Below are 17,037 nucleotides of genomic sequence, written 5' to 3'. Positions count from 1 at the left end.
GGCGTGCGGAGCGCCCTCCTCAGATCCTCCCCTCCTTGCGGGAGGGGCAGGGGAGGGGTTTGTCGAGGCGGGGATCGGACTTGGCCTGCTGATCCGGATCTTGCGGCGCCAGCCCTCCTCCCTTCCTCCCGCAGGGGGAGGGGGAGACATTTGGCAGGGTTGCCTCTGTTTGGTTCCACCGCCGCTCGATCTCACCGAACGACGGATGCCGCAGGTCCGGCCAGTACAGGCCGGCGCGCAGCAGCGGCCGGGGCTCGGCCCAGGGCAGGTCGTGGCCGATCAGACTCGCGGCATAGGCCAGGAAGCCGCGAGCGTTCTCGATGCCGCCCTCGGCCAGGTAGCGCCACAGCCGCCCCCTCGCCTCTTCCGGCAGGGTCGAGAGGCCGTCGAGATCGGCATCCGGCTTGTCGTCACCCGGCAGCACCGCCAGGGCGATGCCCTCGCGCCGGCAGGCGGCGTGCACCTGCTCGATGCCGTAGCGCCAATAGCCGGCGCCGCCCAGAAGGCGCACCACCACCAGCTTCGCCCGGCTCACCACGTCGTCGACATAGGTGTCGACCGACAGGTTGTGGCCGAGCTGCAGCAGGTTGGCCAGGCGCAGCCGGAGGAAATTCTCGCCGAAGCCGGCGCACGCCGCCGACAGGCAGGCGAGCTCGGTGTCCGCCGCGGTCAGGACGACGATGTCGCCCGGGCTCTGGCCCAGATCGACCGCCTCCGACCCATCGGCGATGCTGCCCGGCTTGGCGGCGAGGAGATGCATCAGGGATTGCTCCCCGATGGAGAGGCCTGCTCCCCCTCACCCTCCCGTCGCCAACGCGACGGGTCCCTCCCTCTCCCCGAGGAGAGGGAAACAGACGGCGCGCGCTGATGCACCTCTCCTTGGGGAGAGGTCGAAATCGCGTAGCGATTTCGGGTGAGGGGGAGCACCGGCCTCGCCATTCCGCTCAGGCCGTCAGGGCTTCGGTGATGGCGGTGCGGTCGAGGCCACGCTCGCCGATCACCACCAGGGTGGTGCCGCGCGGCTCCTCGGTGCGCCAGGCGCGGTCGTAATAGTGCTGGATGCGGCCGCCGACCGCCTGCACCACCAGGCGCATCGGCTTGCCCGCGACCTCGGCGAATCCCTTCAGCCGCAGGATGTCGTGCGCCTCGATCACCGGCTTCAGCTTGCGGGCCAGGGCGTCCGGGTCGGCCACCGGGCCGAGATCGACATGGAAGCTCTCGAAATCGTCGTGATCGTGCTCCTCCTCCGCATCGTGATGCGAGGGGCGCGCTGCGAGGTCGTTCTCGGCCGCCGCGCCGAGGCCCAGCAGCACCGCGGCGTCGATGGCGCCATGTCGCGCCTTCACCACCTTCACCCCCGGCCGCAGCTGGGCGGCGAGGTCGGTCGAGACGGCCGACAGGGAGTCGTCGTCCAGCAGGTCGGTCTTGTTCAGGATCACCATGTCGGCGCAGGCCAGCTGGTCCTCGAACAGCTCCTCCAACGGACTGTCATGATCCAGCGCCTCGTCGGCGGCGCGCTGGGCGGCCAGGGCTTCCTCGTCCGGCACGAAGCGGCCTTCGGAGACGGCGGCGCCATCGATCACGGTGATGACGCCGTCGACCGTCACCCGGGTGCGGATCTCCGGCCAGCCGAAGGCCTTCACCAGCGGCTTGGGCAGGGCCAGGCCGCTGGTCTCGATCACGATGTGCTCCGGCGGCTCGTCGCGGGCCAGCAGCTTCTCGATGGTCGGGATGAAGTCGTCGGCCACGGTGCAGCAGATGCAGCCATTGGCCAGCTCCACCACATCCTCCTCGCGGCAGGTGGCGTCGCCGCAGCTGCGCAGGAGGTCGCCATCCACGCCGACATCGCCGAACTCGTTGATGATCAGCGCCAGCCGCCGGCCATTCGCGGTCTGCAGCAGGTGGCGGATCAGCGTGGTCTTGCCGGCGCCGAGAAAGCCGGTGACGACGGTGGCGGGGATCTTGGCGGGCATTCGGGGTCCTCAGGCGGATTTCAGGATCAGGGGAAGGCCGGCGGCGACGAAGACGACCGAGGGCACGACGGCGGCCACGGCCTGGTGCAGGCGCCCGGCATGGTCGCGGAAGGCGCGGGCCAGGGCGATGTCGGGGACGATGCCGAGGCCGACCTCGTTCGACACCAGCACCACCGGGCCGGGCGGCGCCGCGAGCCAGCGCACCAGCCGGTCGGTCTCGGCGGCGATGTCGCGGTCGGCATGCATGAGATTGGACAGCCAGAGGGTCAGGCAGTCGACCAGCACGGCGCGGCCGGGGCCGGCCGCCTGCTCAAGGGTCTCGACCAGCTCCAGCGGCGCCTCGACCGTGCGCCAGCGCGAGCCGCGTTGCGCCTGGTGGCGGGAGATGCGCTCCACCATCTCGGCGTCCCAGGCCTCGGCGGTGGCGAGATAGATGCAGTCGCCGGACTGGCTCTCGACCAGCGCCTCGGCATGGCGGCTCTTGCCCGACCGGGCGCCGCCCAGCACCAGCGTCGCCGCCGGCAGCTCAGACATCAGTCGGTCGATGCTTCACGCCACGCCCCTCGCTCGGCCGGAAGGGGCTCGGACGCCGGAGTCGGTGCCTGGTGGCGCCGCGCATCCCGCGCCACCGGTACACCCCGCCCGGCGGTTCGCACGCATCGCCTCGCCGGCAGGTCTCCTGGCTCGCGGGTCGTCGCCCGCCTCCGCCTTCCCGGCCATCGGCCAGTGGCTGTCGGAGGTGGGCTCGCCGCCTACAGTTGCGGGGGCAGCCGCGGATCAGGCCAAGGATCGGCCATCCCGCGTTCCCTTTTCACCCCTCGGGCGTCTGCCTTCGGGGAACCGGCTGCGCGATGGCGGCACAGTAGGCGGCGCGGGACGGGCGGTCAATCGATGGCGCGGCTCAGGGGGCTCAGGCCGCGGCCAGGCGCTTGCTGAGGGCTTCCAGGATCAGGCGATGGGCGCGCTCGACGATCTCCTCCATCGACCGGGTCTTGGCGAACATCGCGGTGGCGCGCAGCCGGACCTCGTCCCGCGTCGGGAAGCCCGGAACATGCGCCTTGGCCAGCAGGTCCGCGGTCTTGTGCTGCGCGGTCGCCAGGGCGTCCCGGATGTCGGCCAGGGTCGGCGCATGGGCGTGGGTCCGCGCCTCGTGCAGCGCCGCCGCGATGCGCTCGACCGGGAAGGTCGCCGCCAGCTCGGCCGCCGCCCGCTCGATGATCTTGGTGCCGAGGCGCTGCTCGTTGCGCAGCACGGCCTCGGGCGGGGTCTTCAGGTTCCAGACAACGCCGCACCAGGACAGCGCCTTCAGGATGTAGAAGGTCGGGTCGACCTCCCACCACCTGAAGCCCTGGCGCACGCTGCTCTGATAGGCGTGGTGGTTGTTGTGCCAGCCCTCGCCCATGGTGATCAGCGCGAGCAGCCAGTTGTTGCGGGAATCGTCGCCGGTGACGTAGCGCTTGCGGCCATGCACATGGGCCAGCGAGTTGATGCTGAAGGTGCCGTGATAGACCAGCACCGTGCTCCAGACGAAGCCGACCACCAGCCCGGGCCAGCCGCCGAGCAGGAAGGCGATGGCGGCCAGGATGACGGCCGGGGTCAGCTCGTATCTGTGCAACCACATCAGCTCGGGGTAGCGCGCGAAATCGGCGATCTTCGTGAGATCCGTCGTGCGATGGCGGGTCGAGAAGATCCAGCCGAGATGGGCATAGAGGAAGCCCCGGTGCCGGGGCGAATGCACGTCCTGCTCGGTGTCGGAATGCTGGTGGTGGTGCCGGTGCTTGGCCGCCCACCACAGCACGCTCTTCTGCGCCGTGCTCTGCGACAGGAAAGCCAGGATGAACTGGAAGACCCGGCTGGTGGAATAGGCGCGATGGGCGAAATAGCGGTGATAACCGGCCCCGATCGCGAAGATGCGCAGGACATACAGGACCACGCAGATCACCAGGGCCTGCCAGGTGACGCCGGTCCAGATCGCCGCGAGGCTGGCGAGATGGAGCAGGACGAACGGGCCCGCCTCCGGATACAGGATGTCCTCGTGCTCGTGCGAGGTGTCGTCCGGGCCGGTCTGCGAGGTGGCCATGGGCTCCGTCATATATGCTCGTCTCTGGTGCATCGACCTCGACGAAAGGGCGCCGGGCGTCCCCTAGATAGGGATCGGCGCGGCGCCGTCAAGCGGACGTAGCGCCGCGCACCGTCCGCAGCCGCTGAGCGTAGACGTTGATCACCAGGGCCGCCAGCAGGATCAGGCCGCGGATCAGGATCTTCAGGAAGCTGTCGATGTCGACATGGTCGAGGCCGTTGTTCAGCACGCCCAGGATCAGCACGCCGATGATGGTGTTGCCGATGCCGCCGCGGCCGCCGAACAGGCTGGTGCCGCCGACCACCACCGCGGCGATGGCGTCGAGCAGGAAGGTGTCGAACTCGTTCTGCTGGGCGCTGCCGAAATAGGCGACGCCGAGCATGCCGGCGAGGCCCGAGCACACCGCCGAGATCACCAGCACCGCGCCGATGATGACCCGGACGTTGACGCCCGAGAACTCGGCCGCCTCACGGTTGCCGCCGACCATGTAGACGTAGCGGCCGAAGCGCGTGTAGGTCAGCACCAGATGCGCGACCAGCAGCGTGATCCCGGCCACGATCACGATCCAGGGAATGCCGCCGATCGACCCCGAGCCCAGGGTGACGAGGATCGGCGGCACGGCATAGGCGATCTGTCCGCGCACCAGCATGGCGCAGATGCCGGCACCGATCTGCATCATCGCCAGCGTCATGATGAAGGACGGGATGCCGATCCGGGTGACGCCGAAGGCGTTGATCAGCCCCAGCGCCACGCAGCTGGCCAGCGCCACCAGGATCGCGGCCCAGCCGGGCAGCGGCACATTGGCGATGTTCACATAGGATTCCTGCACCGTCAGGAAGGCGACGACGATGCCGGTGGCGTTGGCGATGGCGGCGACCGACAGGTCGATCTCGGCGCACAGGATGACGAAGGTCAGGCCGACGGCGATGATCGCGGTGACCGAGACCTGGTTCAGGATGTTGCTGAAATTGTCGACCGTCAGGAAGGACGGGCTGGCGACGCCGAAGAACACCAGCAGCGCGATCAGCGTGATGAAGGGCGCGATGTTGCGCAGCTGGCTGCCCAGCATCGCCCCGAGCCTGGAGCCCGGGCTGCCGGTGGTCTGTGTGGTCTGCGCGCCCATGCCTGTTCCGTCCCCTGTCACGCCGCCTCGAGCAGGCGGTCCTTGCTGACCGTGCCGTCCGCGAATTCGCGGGCGATCTCGCCCTTGCGCATCACCACGATCCGGTCGGCCAGCGCCAGCACCGTCTCCGGCTCCGCCGACACCACGACGACTCCGATGCCCTGGTCGCGCAGGCCGCGGACGATGCCGACCACATCCTCCTTGGCGCCGACATCCATGCCGCGGGTCGGCTCGCTCAGAATCAGCACCCGCGGCGCGTAGGTCAGCCACTTGGCCAGCGCCACCTTCTGCTGGTTGCCGCCCGACAGCGCGCCGAGTTCGGCATCGACATGCGGGGTGCGGATACGCAGCGTCTCGACATGCTTGCGGGCGATGCCGCGCTCCGCCTCCGGCCGCAGCAGCCAGCGCGAGATCCGGTCGAGGATGCTGATCGAGACGTTCTTGTAGATCGGCTCGTGATGGAACAGCATCGCCCGCCGGCTCTCCGGCACGAAGGCGATGCCGGCCCGCCGGGCCTGGGCGGTGCTGGACAGCCGCACCGGCCGCCCTTCGACCGAGATCCGGCCAGCATCGGCGCGCAGCTTGCCGAACAGGGTTCGCGCCAGCTCGAGCTGGCCGCAACCCATGAAGCCGTAGATGCCCAGCACCTCGCCGGCCCGCACCTCGAGCGAGACGTCGCGGTAGCGGCCGGCCAGCGACAGCCCGTCGACCGACAGCACCACCGGATGGCGGGGCTTGGGGTCGAGCCGGAATTCGCCGGTGTAGCTCTCCTCCAGCTCGTCATGGCCGGCGCCGATCATGCGGTCGATCAGCATCATCTTGTCGGTATCGGCGGCCGGAGCAGTCATGACGCGCTGGCCGTTGCGGAATACCGTCACCGAATCGGAGATCCGCAGGATGTCGTCGAGGAAATGGGAGATGAAGACGAAGCTGCGCCCCTCGTCGCGCAGCCGCCGCAGCACGCCGAACAGCCGCTCGATCTCCGGCGGCGACAGGGCGGAGGTCGGCTCGTCCAGGATGATGATGCGGGCGCCGGAGAACAGCACCCGGGCGATCTCAATCAGCTGCTGCAGCCCGATCGGCAGGGCGCCGGCAGGGGTGCGCGGGTCGAGGTCGATGCCGAGGCGGCGCAGCTGCTCCCCCGCCGCGCGGCGCATGCCGGCCCAGTCGACGACGCCGAGCCGGGTCAGCGGCTGCGAGCCGAGGAACACGTTCTCGGCCACGCTGAGGTCCGGCACGATGCTGAGCTCCTGATGCACCATGCCGACGCCGGCGGCCAGCGCGTCGCGGGCCGATCGGAAGCGCACGTCATGGCCGTCGATCCGCATCCGGCCCTCATACTCCGAATGCACGCCGGCGATGATCTTCATCAGGGTCGACTTGCCGGCGCCGTTCTCGCCGACCAGGCCGTGGATCTCGCCGGCCTTGAGCGCGAAGTCGACATCCCGAAGGGCCCGGACGCCGCCGAACGCCTTCGAGATGCCGCTGAGCTCGAGCACAGGGGGCTGTGTCATCGTGCGGGCCTGTCCACTGCCGTCCGGCCGAGGGTTCCCCCCAAGCCCCCGGTGTCATTGCCGGGCTCGACCCGGCAATCCAGAGGGTCTCGACATCCTCTGGATGCCCGGGTCAAGCCCGGGCATGACAGTTTAAGTTGCAATACCGGTTCCAAAGACGGCCGTGGTCAGATCAGGAAGTGATCCTGCATCCACTGCATCCCGGCCGCGTTCGCCTTGGTCACGACCGGACCGTCGGTGACCACGGATTTCGGGATGCCGCCCGGCCCCGTCTTCTCGCCGCCGACCACTGCCGCGACGCCGGCGATCACCGCACCGCCATGGATGCGGCAGGACGGGTTGCGCACGGTCGCGTACATGCGGCCGTCCGCCACCGCCTGGATCGCCGGCGGCATGGCGTCGACGCCGCCGATCAGGATGTCGGTCCGGTTGCGGGCCTTCATCACGTTGTAGGCGGCAAGCGCCATGTCGTCATTGTGGAAGAAGGCGGCGCTGATCTTCGGATACTTGGTCAGGTGCGTCTCCCACAGACGCGCCGTCTTCGACACGTCCCAGTCGGCCGGGTCGGTGTTCAGCACCTCGATCTTCGGGAACTGCTTGACCACCGATTCGAAGCCGCGCGCCCGCCCCTGCGCCCCGGTGTGGCCGAGCGCGCCCTGGGTCATGATGATGGTGCCCTCGCCGTTGATGGCGTTGCACAAAGCCTGGGTCACCGACGCGCCCATGAACTCGTTGTCCGGGGCCAGGAAGCTGTGGACGTTGATCTGGTCCAGCGGTGCGATCAGCGTGTCCATGTCGATCACCGGGATGCCGGCGTCGATCATCTTCTGCACCGGCTGGGTCAGGGTGCCGATGCCGAAGGCCTGGATGGCCACGAAGTCCCATTTCTGGGAGGCCATGTTGTCGATCGCGGTGCGCTGCTTCGGCGCCGCCAGCTCACCGTCGAACCAGGTGATCTCGACGTTGAACAGCTTGCCCCAGTATTCCGCCGCCTGCTTGCCCTGGGCACACCAGGTGGCCTGCAGGCCGGCATTGGAGAAGGCCGCCTTCAGCGGCTTCTCGGACCGGCCGACGGCTTCCGCCGCCTGCGCCGCCATCTTGAAATCCAGCCCGCCGAGCGCGGCTGCCGCGCCCGCCGTCGCCGCCGCGGCCATGATGAAATCACGCCTGCTGCGATGCTCACGATCGCCCATGGACGTCCTCCCGATATCGTGCTGTCGAAACAACAGTCACCCGGGGCTTCTTGCGAGCCCCGATGAAACTCTGGCAGCGCGCGGGAGACGGCGCAACGGCTATTTGTCAGACAGTTTGCCCGCGCGGCCTGCTCTGCCCCACCCGGGCCGCCAGGACGGAGAAGGACGGCGCCGGCTCTTCCGCCGCGGCCTTGTTGGCCATTCGCAGATAGCGCAGCGGGAAGCAGATCGCCTCGACATTGGCGGCGCTGACCTCGGCCGGGCGCCGGACATCGGCAACAAGGCCAGCCTCCGCCTTCGCGAGCGCCTGGTCGATCTCCTCCTGGCTGAGCAGGCCCTTGTCGCGCAGCGCCGTCATCAGCGCGGTGAGCGCGGCATAGACGCCTTCGAGCTGGAGGTTGGCGGTGTTCATCTGGCACTCCCCGGGCTGGACGACACAGTCCCACTATAGCGCCAAATAACGCTCCCGTGTTCCCTCGGCTGCGGCGAGCTCCGCGCTCGTGCCGCTCCACACCACCCTTCCCTTCTCGATCACCGCATGGCGCTGGGCCAGGCGCAGCAGGGCGTCGAGGGTCTTGTCGACGATCAGGATGGACTGGCCCTCGCCCTTCAGCCGGTCGAGGCAGGCCCAGATCTCGGCCCGGATCAGCGGTGCCAGCCCTTCCGTCGCCTCGTCCAGCACCAGCAGCTTCGGGTTGGTCATCAGCGCCCGGCCGATCGCCAGCATCTGCTGTTCGCCGCCGGACAGCTGGCTGCCGCGGTGCCGCCGCCGCTCCGCCAGCCGCGGGAAGACGGCGTAGACCCGGTCGAGCGTCCAGGGCTTGGCCCGGCGGAAGCGGTCGGCGGCGGTGGCGACCAGGTTCTCCTCGACCGTCAGGGTCGGGAAGATCTGCCGGCCTTCCGGCACCAGCCCGATGCCGGCCTGGGCGATGCGGTAGGGCGGCAGGCCGGTGATGTCGGATCCCTCGAAACGGATGCGGCCGGCCCTCGGGCGCAGCAGGCCCAGCAGGCTGCGGATGGTGGTGGTCTTGCCCATGCCGTTGCGGCCGAGCAGGGTCGCGATCTCCCCTGCCTCAACGCCCAGGCTGATGCCGAACAGCACCTGGGCGCCGCCGTAGCCGGCCTCCAGCCCCTCGATCTCCAGCAGCGCGGTCACGCCGCCTCCTCGCCGAGATAGGCCGCGCGGACCTCCGGGCTGGCGCGGATCTCGGCCGGCATGCCGGTGGCGATGACGCGGCCGTAGACCAGCACCGAGATGCGGTCGGCCAGGGCGAAGACCGCGCTCATGTCGTGCTCGACCAGGATCATCGGCAGGCTGCCGGCCAGACCGCGCAGCAGCTCGACCAGCCGGGCCGTCTCCTCCCGCCCGGTGCCGGCCATCGGCTCGTCGAGCACCAGCAGCTTCGGCTCCAGCGCCAGGGCCATGGCGAGCTCGAGCTGGCGCTTCTCGCCATGGCTCAGCGCCGACGCCGGGACATCAGCCCGCGCGGCGAGGCCGGTACGCTGCAGCAGCGCCCGGGCCGCCGCGTCGATTCCGCGGTCGCGGCTGACTGGCCGGAGAAAGCGGAAGCTGGAGCCGCGGCGGCGCTGCACCGCCGTGGCCACGTTCTGCAGCGTGGTGAAGCCAGGCAGCAGGCGGGTGATCTGGAAGGTGCGGGCCAGGCCGCGCTGCGCCCTTCGATGCGCCGACAGGCGGGTGACATCCTCGCCCAGGAAGCGGATGGTGCCGGCATCGGGCGCGAGGCGGCCGCAGATCTGCTGGATCAGCGTGGTCTTGCCGGCGCCGTTCGGGCCGATCAAAGCGTGGATCTCGCCCGGCCGGACGTCGAAGCCGACGCCATCGGTGACGGTCAGGGCGCCGAAGCGCTTGCAGAGGCCTTCGACCTGGAGCACCGGCTCAGTCATGCCGGACCTTCCCGAGCAGACCGCCCAGCCCGCCGCGCAGGAACAGCACCACCAGGATCAGGAGCGGCCCGAAGATCAGCCGCCAATGCTCGGTGACGCCGGACAGCAGTTCCTCCGCCAGCAGGAAGGCGGCGGCGCCGACGATGGCGCCGTGCAGGCTGCCGATGCCGCCCAGCACCACCATCACGATCAGCTCGCCCGAGCGCTGCCAGGACATGTAGGCCGGGCTGACGAACTCCGCCTGGACCGCCAGCAGCGCCCCGGCCAGGCCGGCGATGGCGCCGGCGATGACCGTGGCGGCCAAGCGGTAGGCGAAGGGATCGTAGCCCAAAGCCCGCATCCGCTCCTCGTCCTCGCGGCAGCCGCGCAGCACCCGGCCGAAGCGCGACCGGGTGACGGCGCGGCACAGCGCCCAGGCGGCGACCAGCAGGAGCAGCACCGCATAGTAGAAGGCTGACCGGTCGTTCAGCCAATCGAAGCCGGTGACCAGCGGACGCGACCACAGCGTCAGCCCATCGTCTCCGCCATAGGCGGACAGGCTGGTCATCGTGAAATACGCCATCTGCCCGAACGCCAGCGTGATCATGATGTAGTGCACGCCGCGGGTCTTCAGCGACACCGCGCCGGTCAGGAGTGCGAAGAGCGCGGCGGCCAGCATCGCGGCCGGGAACAGCAGCAGCCCCTCCTCCCACCCCGAATCCATCAGGATGCCGACGGCATAGGCGCCGAGGCCGATGAAGGCGGCATGGCCGAAGGACACCAGCCCGCCATAGCCGAGGATCAGGTCGAGGCTGACCGCGGCGATGGCGAAGATCATGATCCGGCCGGCGACGGTCAGCGGATAACTGCCGCCGCCGAGCAGCGGCGCCACCACCGGCACCAGCGCCAGCACGGCGAAGATCAGCAGCGCCGGCCAGGCCGAGCGCAGCGCGGAGGGGGGCGAGATCGTTGCCCCGGTCATCGCGTCACTGGCCATGGGCGGGGAACAGCCCGGCCGGGCGCCAGAACAGGATCGCGGCCATCAGGAGGTAGATCAGCATCGAGGCCAGCGCCGGCCCGACCTGGTTGGCCGCGGCGGGCGCCAGCACCAGGCGGAACAGGTCGGTGGCGAAGGACCGGCCGAGCGTGTCGACCAGCCCGACCAGCAGCGAGGCCATGAAGGCGCCCTTGATCGAGCCGATGCCGCCGATGACGATGACGACGAAGGCGAGGATCAGGAAGTTGTCGCCCATGTTCGGCTCGACCGCGAAGATCGGCCCTGCCAGGGCACCGGCGAAGCCCGCCAGCATGGTGCCGACGCCGAACACGATCATGAACAGCCGGCGGATGTTGACGCCCAGCGCCGAGACCATGTCGGCGTTGCTGGCCCCGGCCCTGACCCGCATGCCGATCCGGGTGCGCGCGATCAGGACCCACAGCAGCAGCGCGACGCCGAGGCCCGCCGCCAGCACCACCAGCCGGTAGACTGGGTACAGCAGCCCCGGTATCAGCGCGATCGACCCCGACAGCGCCTCCGGCATCGGGTAGCTCAGCGGCGACGAGCCCCAGATCGCCCGCACCGCCTCGTTGAAGAACAGGATCAACCCGAAGGTCGCCAGCACCTGGTCGAGATGGCTGCGGCCGTAGAGATGTCGGAACACCAGCACCTCGAGCAGCAGGCCGAGCAGCAGCGCCGCCGCCAGTGCCAGCAGCAGGGCCAGCAGGAAGTGGCCGGTCAGGCCGTAGAAGGCGACGGCGAAATAGGCGCCCAGCATGTACTGCACGCCATGCGCCAGGTTGATGAAGTCCATCACCCCGAAGACCAGCGTCAGCCCGGCCGCGATCAGGAACAGCAGCACGCCGAGCTGCAGCCCGTTCAGGGCCTGGACGACCAGGAGGGTGGTGCTCATGGCTTCGCCTGGCGCGGCATCGCCGCGCCGCCCCTCACCCGGTCTCGCTGCGCGAGCCCGACCTCTCCCGTAAACGGGAGAGGTAAAGATTCATGCACCCCCTTTTGCCTCTCCCGCGTGGCGGGAGAGGTCGGATGTCCGCCAGGACGTCCGGGTGAGGGCTGGCAGGGTCTCGCCATCACGAACCGGCCCGCTGTCCCTGCCTCAATCCATCGAGCACTGGTCGGCGTAGGCGTCGCCGTAGTCCGGGAACACGGTCTCGACCCGGCTGGTGACGATCTTGCCGTCGTCGCGCTTCACCACCTCGGTCAGGTAGAAGTCCTGGACCGGGAAGTTGTTCTTGTTCCAGGCGAAGTCGCCGCGGACGCTGGTCCATTTCGCCTCGCGGATCGCCGTCTTCAGCGTCTCCGCGTCGGTCTTGCCGCCGGCCTGGCGGATCGCGGCGTCGATCAGCTTGGCGGCGTCGTAGCCGTTGGCGGCGTAGAGCGCCGGCTCGTAGCCGTATTCCTTCTCGAAGGCGGCGACGAAGGCCTTGTTGGCGGCATTGTCGAGGTTCGGCGCCCATTGCGCGCCCGCGAACAGGCCCAGCGCCGCGTCCTTGGTGGCCGGCAGCGTGGTCTCGTCGACGGTGAAGGCAGACAGGAACGGGATGCGCTCGGCCAGGCCGGCCTGGCGGTACTGCCGCACCAGGTTGACGCCGGAGCCTCCGGGCATGAACACGAACACCGCCTGCGGCTCGGCCGCCGCGATCTTCGCCAGCTCGGCCGAGAAATCCTGCTGGTTGACCTGGGTGTAGATCTCCTCGACCACCTCGCCCTTGTAGTGGCGCTTGAAGCCGGCCAGCGCGTCCTTGCCGGCCTGGTAGTTCGGGGCGATCAGCGCCACCTTGGCCCAGCCCTTGTCCTGGGCGTACTTGCCCATGACCTCGTGGTTCTGGTCGTTCTGATAGGAGACCGAGAAGAAATACGGGCTGCAGCCCTTGCCGGCCAGGGGCGACGGCCCGGCGTTCGGGCTGATCAGGATCTTCCCGGCGCCGGTCACCGGCTTAGCGATCGCCATCATGACATTGGAGAAGACGACGCCGACGACGATGTCGACCTGGTCGCTCTCCAAGAGCTTGCGGACCTTGTTGACGGCGATGTCGGGCTTCAGCTCGTCATCCTCGACCACCACCTCGGTCGGCAGGCCGCCGAGCGTACCGCCCAACTCCTTGACCCCGAGCTGAAAGCCGTCGCGCATGTGCTGGCCCAGCGCCGCCGGCGGGCCGGAAAGCGTGGCCATGAAGCCGACCTTGAGCTTGCCCTCCTCGGCCTGCGCCGCGAGCGGCACCGTCGCCATCAGTGCGGCCGCCAGCAGGGCCGGAACGCGTCTCGCCATGATGCTCTCCCCGTTTCTTGTCGGACGCCGACCATAGCCGCCGGCCGCCAGTCTTTCACGCGCCTCCGTCGGGCGGAAGCGATTGGGATCCATGTAATCACGAAATGCTTTAAGGTTAAAACAGATTCAGGCCGGGTTGCACCGGCGGCCGGCAGGACTATGGTCGCAGCATGCCGAAGCGAACGAAACCCCGCATGCCCTCCACGATGCTGCTGGTCGGCAGCATGTTCACCGTCGGCGCGATCCTGCTGTTCCTGCTGGCGCGGCATCTCTGGTGGACCGAGCATCGCCCGTCGACCGCGCTGGTCATGGTGATCGCCTTCGACTGGGCGGTGGCCGCGATGGTCGGGTCGATGATCCTGGTCTCGATCACCTCGGGCCGCGGCCGCCGGAGGGCCGGTGCGCGAAGAGGCCGAGTGACGGTCGAGCTGCAGGAGAGCGAACCGCGCCGGACGACGCGGCTGACCGGCCCAGGCACCGAGATGTCCGCCTCCGCCGACATCCAGGTCGGCAGCCGCCTGCCCGCGCTGTTCCTCTTCGCAGCTTCGGCCGGCCTCGCCGCCTTCGTCATCTGGTTCCACCTGCGGGGCCAGTCGACCTGGATCGGCACCGGCGTCTCGCTGGTCCTGGCCTCCTATGTCAGCAACTGGGCCCGCAACGCCTGGCCGCGGCCCGAGACGGGATCCTAGCCGAGGGCGGCGGCGAGGCGGGCGAAGCCCTCCTCGCCCCCCGGCAGGCCGAAGCGCAGCAGCGGTGGACGGGCCGGGAAGGGCCGGACCAGGATGCCGGCGCGGCCGAGCCGGTCCCAGACCCTCGCCGCCTGCGGATGCTCCACCAGCCGGAACAGGTCGGTGCCGCCGCGGTCGGCGAAGCCATGGGCGGCGAGCAGGCCGGTGAGCCGATCGGCAGCGGCGGACAGGCGCGCCCGGGTCTCGTCTTGCCAGCCCCGGTCCGACAGCGCGGCGATGCCGATCTCGATCGCCGGTCCCGGCACCGCCCAGGGGCCGAGCCATCGCGCCAGCCGGTCGATCTCTGCCGAAGCGCCGAGGGCGAAGCCGAGGCGGATGCCGGCCAGGCCGAAGAATTTACCGAACGATCGGAGAATCAGCAGGCCGGGGCGTCCGGCCTCGGCCGCGACGCTGGCCCATGGCGTCACCTCGGCGAAGGCTTCGTCGACCACCAGCAGGCCGCCGCGCGGCGCCAGGTCATCGGCCAGGGCCCGCAGGCGTGCGGAATCGACGATCCGGCCGTCCGGATTGTTCGGGTTGACCAGCACGACGACTTCGGCGGCCGCGGCCTCCTCCAGCGAGCCGACGGTGGCCACCGCCGCGCCCTCCGCGGCCCAGCAGGCGGCATGCTCGCCATAGGTCGGGCCGAGGATCGCCACCCGGGCACCGGGACGCAGCCGGGGCAGCAGCTGGATCAGGATCTGGGTGCCCGGCGCGGCGATGATCGGCGTGCCGGCCGGGGCGCCGTAGCAGGCCCGGGCGATCTCCAGCAGCCGGTGCAGCCGGTCGTGCTGCGGCAGCCGGTGCCACGCAGCGGGGTCGATCGCACGGACCGGATAGGGCATCGGATTGATGCCGGTGGAGAGATCCAGCCAGCCCTGGGCGGGGCGGCCCCAGCGGGCCTCGGCCGCGGCCAGATCGCCGCCATGCGGAACCATGCTCATGCCCGGTCGATCAGGTGGAAGAAGGAGCCGAAGACCGAGCCGGCGCGCCGGCCCATCGGGCCGAGCGGCGCGCCCTCCGCGTCCCAGGCCTCGAACAGCGCCTCGCCCGGCCCTTCGGACAGGATCGAGGCGTAGTGGAACTCGTGGCCGCGCCAGACGGTGCCGACGGCGCCGAGCGGCATCGCGGCGGCCAGGACGGCATGGCGATAGCCGAGATGCAGCCGGCGCTCGGCGAAGGAGGTCTCGACCGGCAGCAGCTCGGCCATGGCGTGGCGGTTCCCCTCGGCATCGGTGAGGCCGGGGGCGAGCACCATGTAGCCGCCGCATTCGCCGGAGACCGTCCGGCCCTGCCCCGCCGCCGTGCGCAGCCCGTCGAGGAAGCGGCGGTTGGCCGCGAGGCGACCGGCCTGGAGCTCGGGATAACCGCCGGGGAGGTACACGGCGTCGGCGGAGCGATCCGGCGCCTCGTCGGCCAGCGGCGAGAACGGCAGGATCTCCGCCCCCGCCTCACGCCAGGCGGCCAGGAGATGGGGATAGGCGAAGCCGAAGGCCATGTCCCGGGCCACGGCGATGCGCTGGCCGAGGGATGGCAAGGCCAATCTCTCAACACTCCCCCTCCCCGTGCGGGAGGGGGCCGGCGGGGGGTTTGTCGATCGAAGAGTGCAGGCCCGCCCAATTGTTCTCTCGGCCCGAGCCCCCTCCCCTACCCCCTCCCGCAGGGGGGGAGGATATCTTGCTGGGCTTCAGAACAAGCTTGGCGCAGCCTTTCCACATCCATCCCCGCCCCGACCGCCTCTCCCGCCGCGGCCAGGAACGCCTCCAGCGCCGCATGCTCGCCGGCCTGGACCAGGCCGAGATGGCGGGAGGGCAGCGCCAGGGCCGGCAGCCGCAGGACGAGCCCCAGCACGGGCAGCCCGGCGTGATCTGCAGCACGGCGCAGGATCGTTTCGTGCCGGGCGCTGCCGACCCGGTTGAAGATCACGCCCACAATCCGGACGTCCTCTCGGAAGGCCTTGAAGCCGGCCAGCACCGCGGCGGCGGAGAAGCCCTGGCCGCCGGCGTCCAGCACCAGGATCACCGGCCAGCCGAAGCGGGCGGCGAGGTCGGCGGCCGAGCCGTCGCCGACGGAGCCGGGCCCGGGCGCGCCGTCGAACAGCCCCATCGCCGCCTCGACGACCAGGAGTTCCGCCCCCTCGGCCTGCTGTGCGGCCAGGGCATCCAGCGTCTGCGGCCGCATCGCCCAGGCGTCGAGGTTGACGCAGGGCCGGCCGCCGGCCGCGGCGTGGAAGGCGGGGTCGATATAGTCGGGGCCGGACTTGGCCGAGGCCACGGCGACTCCACGGTCGCGCAGATGCCGCAGCAAGCCGAGCGTCACCACCGTCTTGCCGCTGCCGGAGGCCGGGGCCGCGATCATCAGGCCAGGGCAAGCCCTCATGGCTACGAGGCCGCCTCGCCCTTCCCGCGGGTGCCGAGCGGGTCCGGGGTCAGGGTCCGGCCGTCGAGCGCGCCGAGCCAGTCGAGCGCCGCGCGCAGCCGCACCACCTCGCCCACCACGACCACCGCCGGGGCTTCCATGCCCTGGGCCGCGACATCCTCGGCCGCCCGGGCCAGCGTGGTCTCCAGCACCCGCTGCTGCGGCGTCGTCGCCCGGCTGATCACCGCCACCGGTTCGGCGGGCGACCGGCCGCCCTCGATCAGATGCGCGGCGATCCGGGCGATGTGCTTGATCGCCATATAGACCACGATCACCGGCGAGCCGCGGGCGATCGCGTCCCAGGCGACGCCGGCGGTGACGTCCCCGGTGGCGTCATGGCCGGTCAGGAAGGTGACGGCGTGGTTGGTGTCGCGATGCGTCACCGGGATGCCGGCATAGGCCGGGCCGCCGACGCCGGCGGTGATGCCGGGGACGATGCGGAACGGGATGCCGGCCTCGACCAGCGCCAGCCCCTCCTCCCCGCCCCGGCCGAAGACGAAGGGGTCGCCGCCCTTCAGGCGCAGCACCCGCTTGCCGGCCCGGGCCAGCTGGATCAGCCGGGCGGTGATGTCGGGCTGCTTCGGCGACGGCTTGCCGCCGCGCTTGCCGGCGAATTCCAGCACCGCGCCGGGCGCCGCCAGGCCGATGATCGCGTCGGACACCAGCGCGTCATAGACCACGACATCGGCCGAGCGCAGCGCATGCAGCGCGTGCAGGGTCAGAAGGCCGGGATCGCCGGGGCCGGCGCCGACCAGCCAGACCCAGCCTGGCTCGAAGGCCGGAAAGGACAGAGGAAGATCAACCATCACCGGAACCTTAAAAGCCATGCGGCAAGGC

18 protein-coding genes and 1 riboswitch are annotated in these 17,037 nt (G+C 70.3%); of the genes, 1 reads left to right on the top strand and 17 read right to left on the bottom strand.

The features are described 5' to 3' along the window. Window positions 1-19: 19 nt before the first annotated feature. The 13 genes from LG391_RS01390 to LG391_RS01330 form a co-directional block, all read right to left on the bottom strand. On the bottom strand, window positions 20-760 hold the full coding sequence (locus LG391_RS01390) for a hypothetical protein (RefSeq protein WP_225765179.1): 741 nt from the start codon (window positions 758-760) through the stop codon (window positions 20-22). A 184-nt stretch (window positions 761-944) separates the two neighbouring features. Continuing rightward, the gene (cobW, locus tag LG391_RS01385) at window positions 945-1,973 is read right to left on the bottom strand and encodes a cobalamin biosynthesis protein CobW (protein ID WP_225765177.1); all 1,029 of its coding nucleotides are present in this window, start codon (window positions 1,971-1,973) and stop codon (window positions 945-947) included. Between the two features lie 9 nt (window positions 1,974-1,982). Next, window positions 1,983-2,507 carry a bifunctional adenosylcobinamide kinase/adenosylcobinamide-phosphate guanylyltransferase gene (gene cobU, locus LG391_RS01380; protein WP_225765175.1) on the bottom strand — a complete coding sequence of 175 codons (525 nt, stop codon included), beginning with the start codon at window positions 2,505-2,507 and terminating at the stop codon, window positions 1,983-1,985. A 117-nt stretch (window positions 2,508-2,624) separates the two neighbouring features. Then, a riboswitch (cobalamin riboswitch) is annotated at window positions 2,625-2,833 on the bottom strand. A gap of 50 nt (window positions 2,834-2,883) precedes the next feature. After that, window positions 2,884-4,053, bottom strand: coding sequence for a fatty acid desaturase (locus LG391_RS01375; protein ID WP_225765173.1), 1,170 nt, complete (start codon window positions 4,051-4,053; stop codon window positions 2,884-2,886). Between the two features lie 88 nt (window positions 4,054-4,141). Beyond that, window positions 4,142-5,176 carry an ABC transporter permease gene (locus LG391_RS01370; protein WP_225765171.1) on the bottom strand — a complete coding sequence of 345 codons (1,035 nt, stop codon included), beginning with the start codon at window positions 5,174-5,176 and terminating at the stop codon, window positions 4,142-4,144. Between the two features lie 17 nt (window positions 5,177-5,193). Further along, on the bottom strand, window positions 5,194-6,690 hold the full coding sequence (locus LG391_RS01365) for a sugar ABC transporter ATP-binding protein (protein ID WP_225765169.1): 1,497 nt from the start codon (window positions 6,688-6,690) through the stop codon (window positions 5,194-5,196). A gap of 167 nt (window positions 6,691-6,857) precedes the next feature. After that, the gene (locus tag LG391_RS01360; protein ID WP_225765159.1) at window positions 6,858-7,883 is read right to left on the bottom strand and encodes a sugar ABC transporter substrate-binding protein; all 1,026 of its coding nucleotides are present in this window, start codon (window positions 7,881-7,883) and stop codon (window positions 6,858-6,860) included. A 106-nt stretch (window positions 7,884-7,989) separates the two neighbouring features. Beyond that, the gene (locus tag LG391_RS01355) at window positions 7,990-8,295 is read right to left on the bottom strand and encodes a hypothetical protein (protein ID WP_225765156.1); all 306 of its coding nucleotides are present in this window, start codon (window positions 8,293-8,295) and stop codon (window positions 7,990-7,992) included. Window positions 8,296-8,328: 33 nt separating this feature from the next. Continuing rightward, window positions 8,329-9,030: an ABC transporter ATP-binding protein gene (locus LG391_RS01350; protein ID WP_225767624.1), complete on the bottom strand. Its 702-nt coding sequence runs from the start codon at window positions 9,028-9,030 to the stop codon at window positions 8,329-8,331. A gap of 5 nt (window positions 9,031-9,035) precedes the next feature. After that, window positions 9,036-9,788 (bottom strand): ABC transporter ATP-binding protein, encoded by a 753-nt coding sequence (locus LG391_RS01345; RefSeq protein WP_225765146.1) that lies wholly within the window; start codon window positions 9,786-9,788, stop codon window positions 9,036-9,038. Further along, entirely contained in the window at window positions 9,781-10,764 is a 984-nt protein-coding gene (locus LG391_RS01340; RefSeq protein ID WP_225765143.1) for a branched-chain amino acid ABC transporter permease, read from the bottom strand. The genes LG391_RS01345 and LG391_RS01340 overlap by 8 nt, the downstream gene beginning before the upstream one ends. Further along, window positions 10,754-11,677, bottom strand: coding sequence for a branched-chain amino acid ABC transporter permease (locus tag LG391_RS01335; RefSeq protein ID WP_225765133.1), 924 nt, complete (start codon window positions 11,675-11,677; stop codon window positions 10,754-10,756). Before LG391_RS01335 ends, LG391_RS01340 begins: the two co-directional genes overlap by 11 nt. Window positions 11,678-11,881: 204 nt before the next feature. Further along, window positions 11,882-13,054 (bottom strand): ABC transporter substrate-binding protein, encoded by a 1,173-nt coding sequence (locus LG391_RS01330; RefSeq protein WP_225765131.1) that lies wholly within the window; start codon window positions 13,052-13,054, stop codon window positions 11,882-11,884. A gap of 194 nt (window positions 13,055-13,248) precedes the next feature. On the opposite strand from LG391_RS01330, the gene LG391_RS01325 reads away from it, so the two are divergent. Further along, the gene (locus LG391_RS01325; RefSeq protein ID WP_225765129.1) at window positions 13,249-13,743 is read left to right on the top strand and encodes a hypothetical protein; all 495 of its coding nucleotides are present in this window, start codon (window positions 13,249-13,251) and stop codon (window positions 13,741-13,743) included. On the opposite strand, the gene cobD is transcribed toward LG391_RS01325, so the two are convergent. The 4 genes from cobD to cobA all read right to left on the bottom strand — a co-directional run bounded on the left by cobD (window position 13,740) and on the right by cobA (window position 17,006). Next, complete coding sequence (gene cobD / locus LG391_RS01320) at window positions 13,740-14,726, bottom strand: threonine-phosphate decarboxylase CobD (protein ID WP_225765124.1); 987 nt, start codon at window positions 14,724-14,726, stop codon at window positions 13,740-13,742. The genes LG391_RS01325 and cobD overlap by 4 nt on opposite strands. Further along, window positions 14,723-15,325, bottom strand: coding sequence for a hypothetical protein (locus LG391_RS34990; protein ID WP_374200712.1), 603 nt, complete (start codon window positions 15,323-15,325; stop codon window positions 14,723-14,725). The genes cobD and LG391_RS34990 overlap by 4 nt, the downstream gene beginning before the upstream one ends. A 104-nt stretch (window positions 15,326-15,429) precedes the next feature. Beyond that, window positions 15,430-16,161, bottom strand: a complete 732-nt coding sequence (locus LG391_RS34985) for a cobyrinate a,c-diamide synthase (RefSeq protein ID WP_255646352.1) — start codon at window positions 16,159-16,161, stop codon at window positions 15,430-15,432. A gap of 2 nt (window positions 16,162-16,163) precedes the next feature. Then, complete coding sequence (gene cobA / locus LG391_RS01310) at window positions 16,164-17,006, bottom strand: uroporphyrinogen-III C-methyltransferase (RefSeq protein ID WP_225765122.1); 843 nt, start codon at window positions 17,004-17,006, stop codon at window positions 16,164-16,166. Window positions 17,007-17,037: the final 31 nt, after the last annotated feature.

The sequence above is a fragment of the Inquilinus sp. Marseille-Q2685 genome (genome assembly GCF_916619195.1).
Classification (GTDB): Bacteria; Pseudomonadota; Alphaproteobacteria; order DSM-16000; family Inquilinaceae; genus Inquilinus.
The sequence above is the reverse complement of the archived record's forward strand: the minus strand, read 5'-3'. Positions and strand labels throughout refer to the sequence as shown.

What these genes read in the sequence shown, in the direction of transcription:
- cobW (WP_225765177.1), bottom strand. Translation starts at nt 1,973, where the DNA reads ATGCCCGCCAAGATCCCCGCCACCGTCGTCACCGGCTTTCTCGGCGCC.
- LG391_RS01390 (WP_225765179.1), bottom strand. Translation starts at nt 760, where the DNA reads ATGCATCTCCTCGCCGCCAAGCCGGGCAGCATCGCCGATGGGTCGGAG.
- LG391_RS01355 (WP_225765156.1), bottom strand. Translation starts at nt 8,295, where the DNA reads ATGAACACCGCCAACCTCCAGCTCGAAGGCGTCTATGCCGCGCTCACC.
- LG391_RS01360 (WP_225765159.1), bottom strand. Translation starts at nt 7,883, where the DNA reads ATGGGCGATCGTGAGCATCGCAGCAGGCGTGATTTCATCATGGCCGCG.
- LG391_RS01340 (WP_225765143.1), bottom strand. Translation starts at nt 10,764, where the DNA reads ATGGCCAGTGACGCGATGACCGGGGCAACGATCTCGCCCCCCTCCGCG.
- LG391_RS01365 (WP_225765169.1), bottom strand. Translation starts at nt 6,690, where the DNA reads ATGACACAGCCCCCTGTGCTCGAGCTCAGCGGCATCTCGAAGGCGTTC.
- LG391_RS01330 (WP_225765131.1), bottom strand. Translation starts at nt 13,054, where the DNA reads ATGGCGAGACGCGTTCCGGCCCTGCTGGCGGCCGCACTGATGGCGACG.
- LG391_RS01375 (WP_225765173.1), bottom strand. Translation starts at nt 4,053, where the DNA reads ATGGCCACCTCGCAGACCGGCCCGGACGACACCTCGCACGAGCACGAG.
- LG391_RS34985 (WP_255646352.1), bottom strand. Translation starts at nt 16,161, where the DNA reads ATGAGGGCTTGCCCTGGCCTGATGATCGCGGCCCCGGCCTCCGGCAGC.
- LG391_RS01335 (WP_225765133.1), bottom strand. Translation starts at nt 11,677, where the DNA reads ATGAGCACCACCCTCCTGGTCGTCCAGGCCCTGAACGGGCTGCAGCTC.
- LG391_RS01345 (WP_225765146.1), bottom strand. Translation starts at nt 9,788, where the DNA reads ATGACTGAGCCGGTGCTCCAGGTCGAAGGCCTCTGCAAGCGCTTCGGC.
- LG391_RS01370 (WP_225765171.1), bottom strand. Translation starts at nt 5,176, where the DNA reads ATGGGCGCGCAGACCACACAGACCACCGGCAGCCCGGGCTCCAGGCTC.
- cobA (WP_225765122.1), bottom strand. Translation starts at nt 17,006, where the DNA reads ATGGTTGATCTTCCTCTGTCCTTTCCGGCCTTCGAGCCAGGCTGGGTC.
- cobD (WP_225765124.1), bottom strand. Translation starts at nt 14,726, where the DNA reads ATGAGCATGGTTCCGCATGGCGGCGATCTGGCCGCGGCCGAGGCCCGC.
- cobU (WP_225765175.1), bottom strand. Translation starts at nt 2,507, where the DNA reads ATGTCTGAGCTGCCGGCGGCGACGCTGGTGCTGGGCGGCGCCCGGTCG.
- LG391_RS01325 (WP_225765129.1), top strand. Translation starts at nt 13,249, where the DNA reads ATGCCCTCCACGATGCTGCTGGTCGGCAGCATGTTCACCGTCGGCGCG.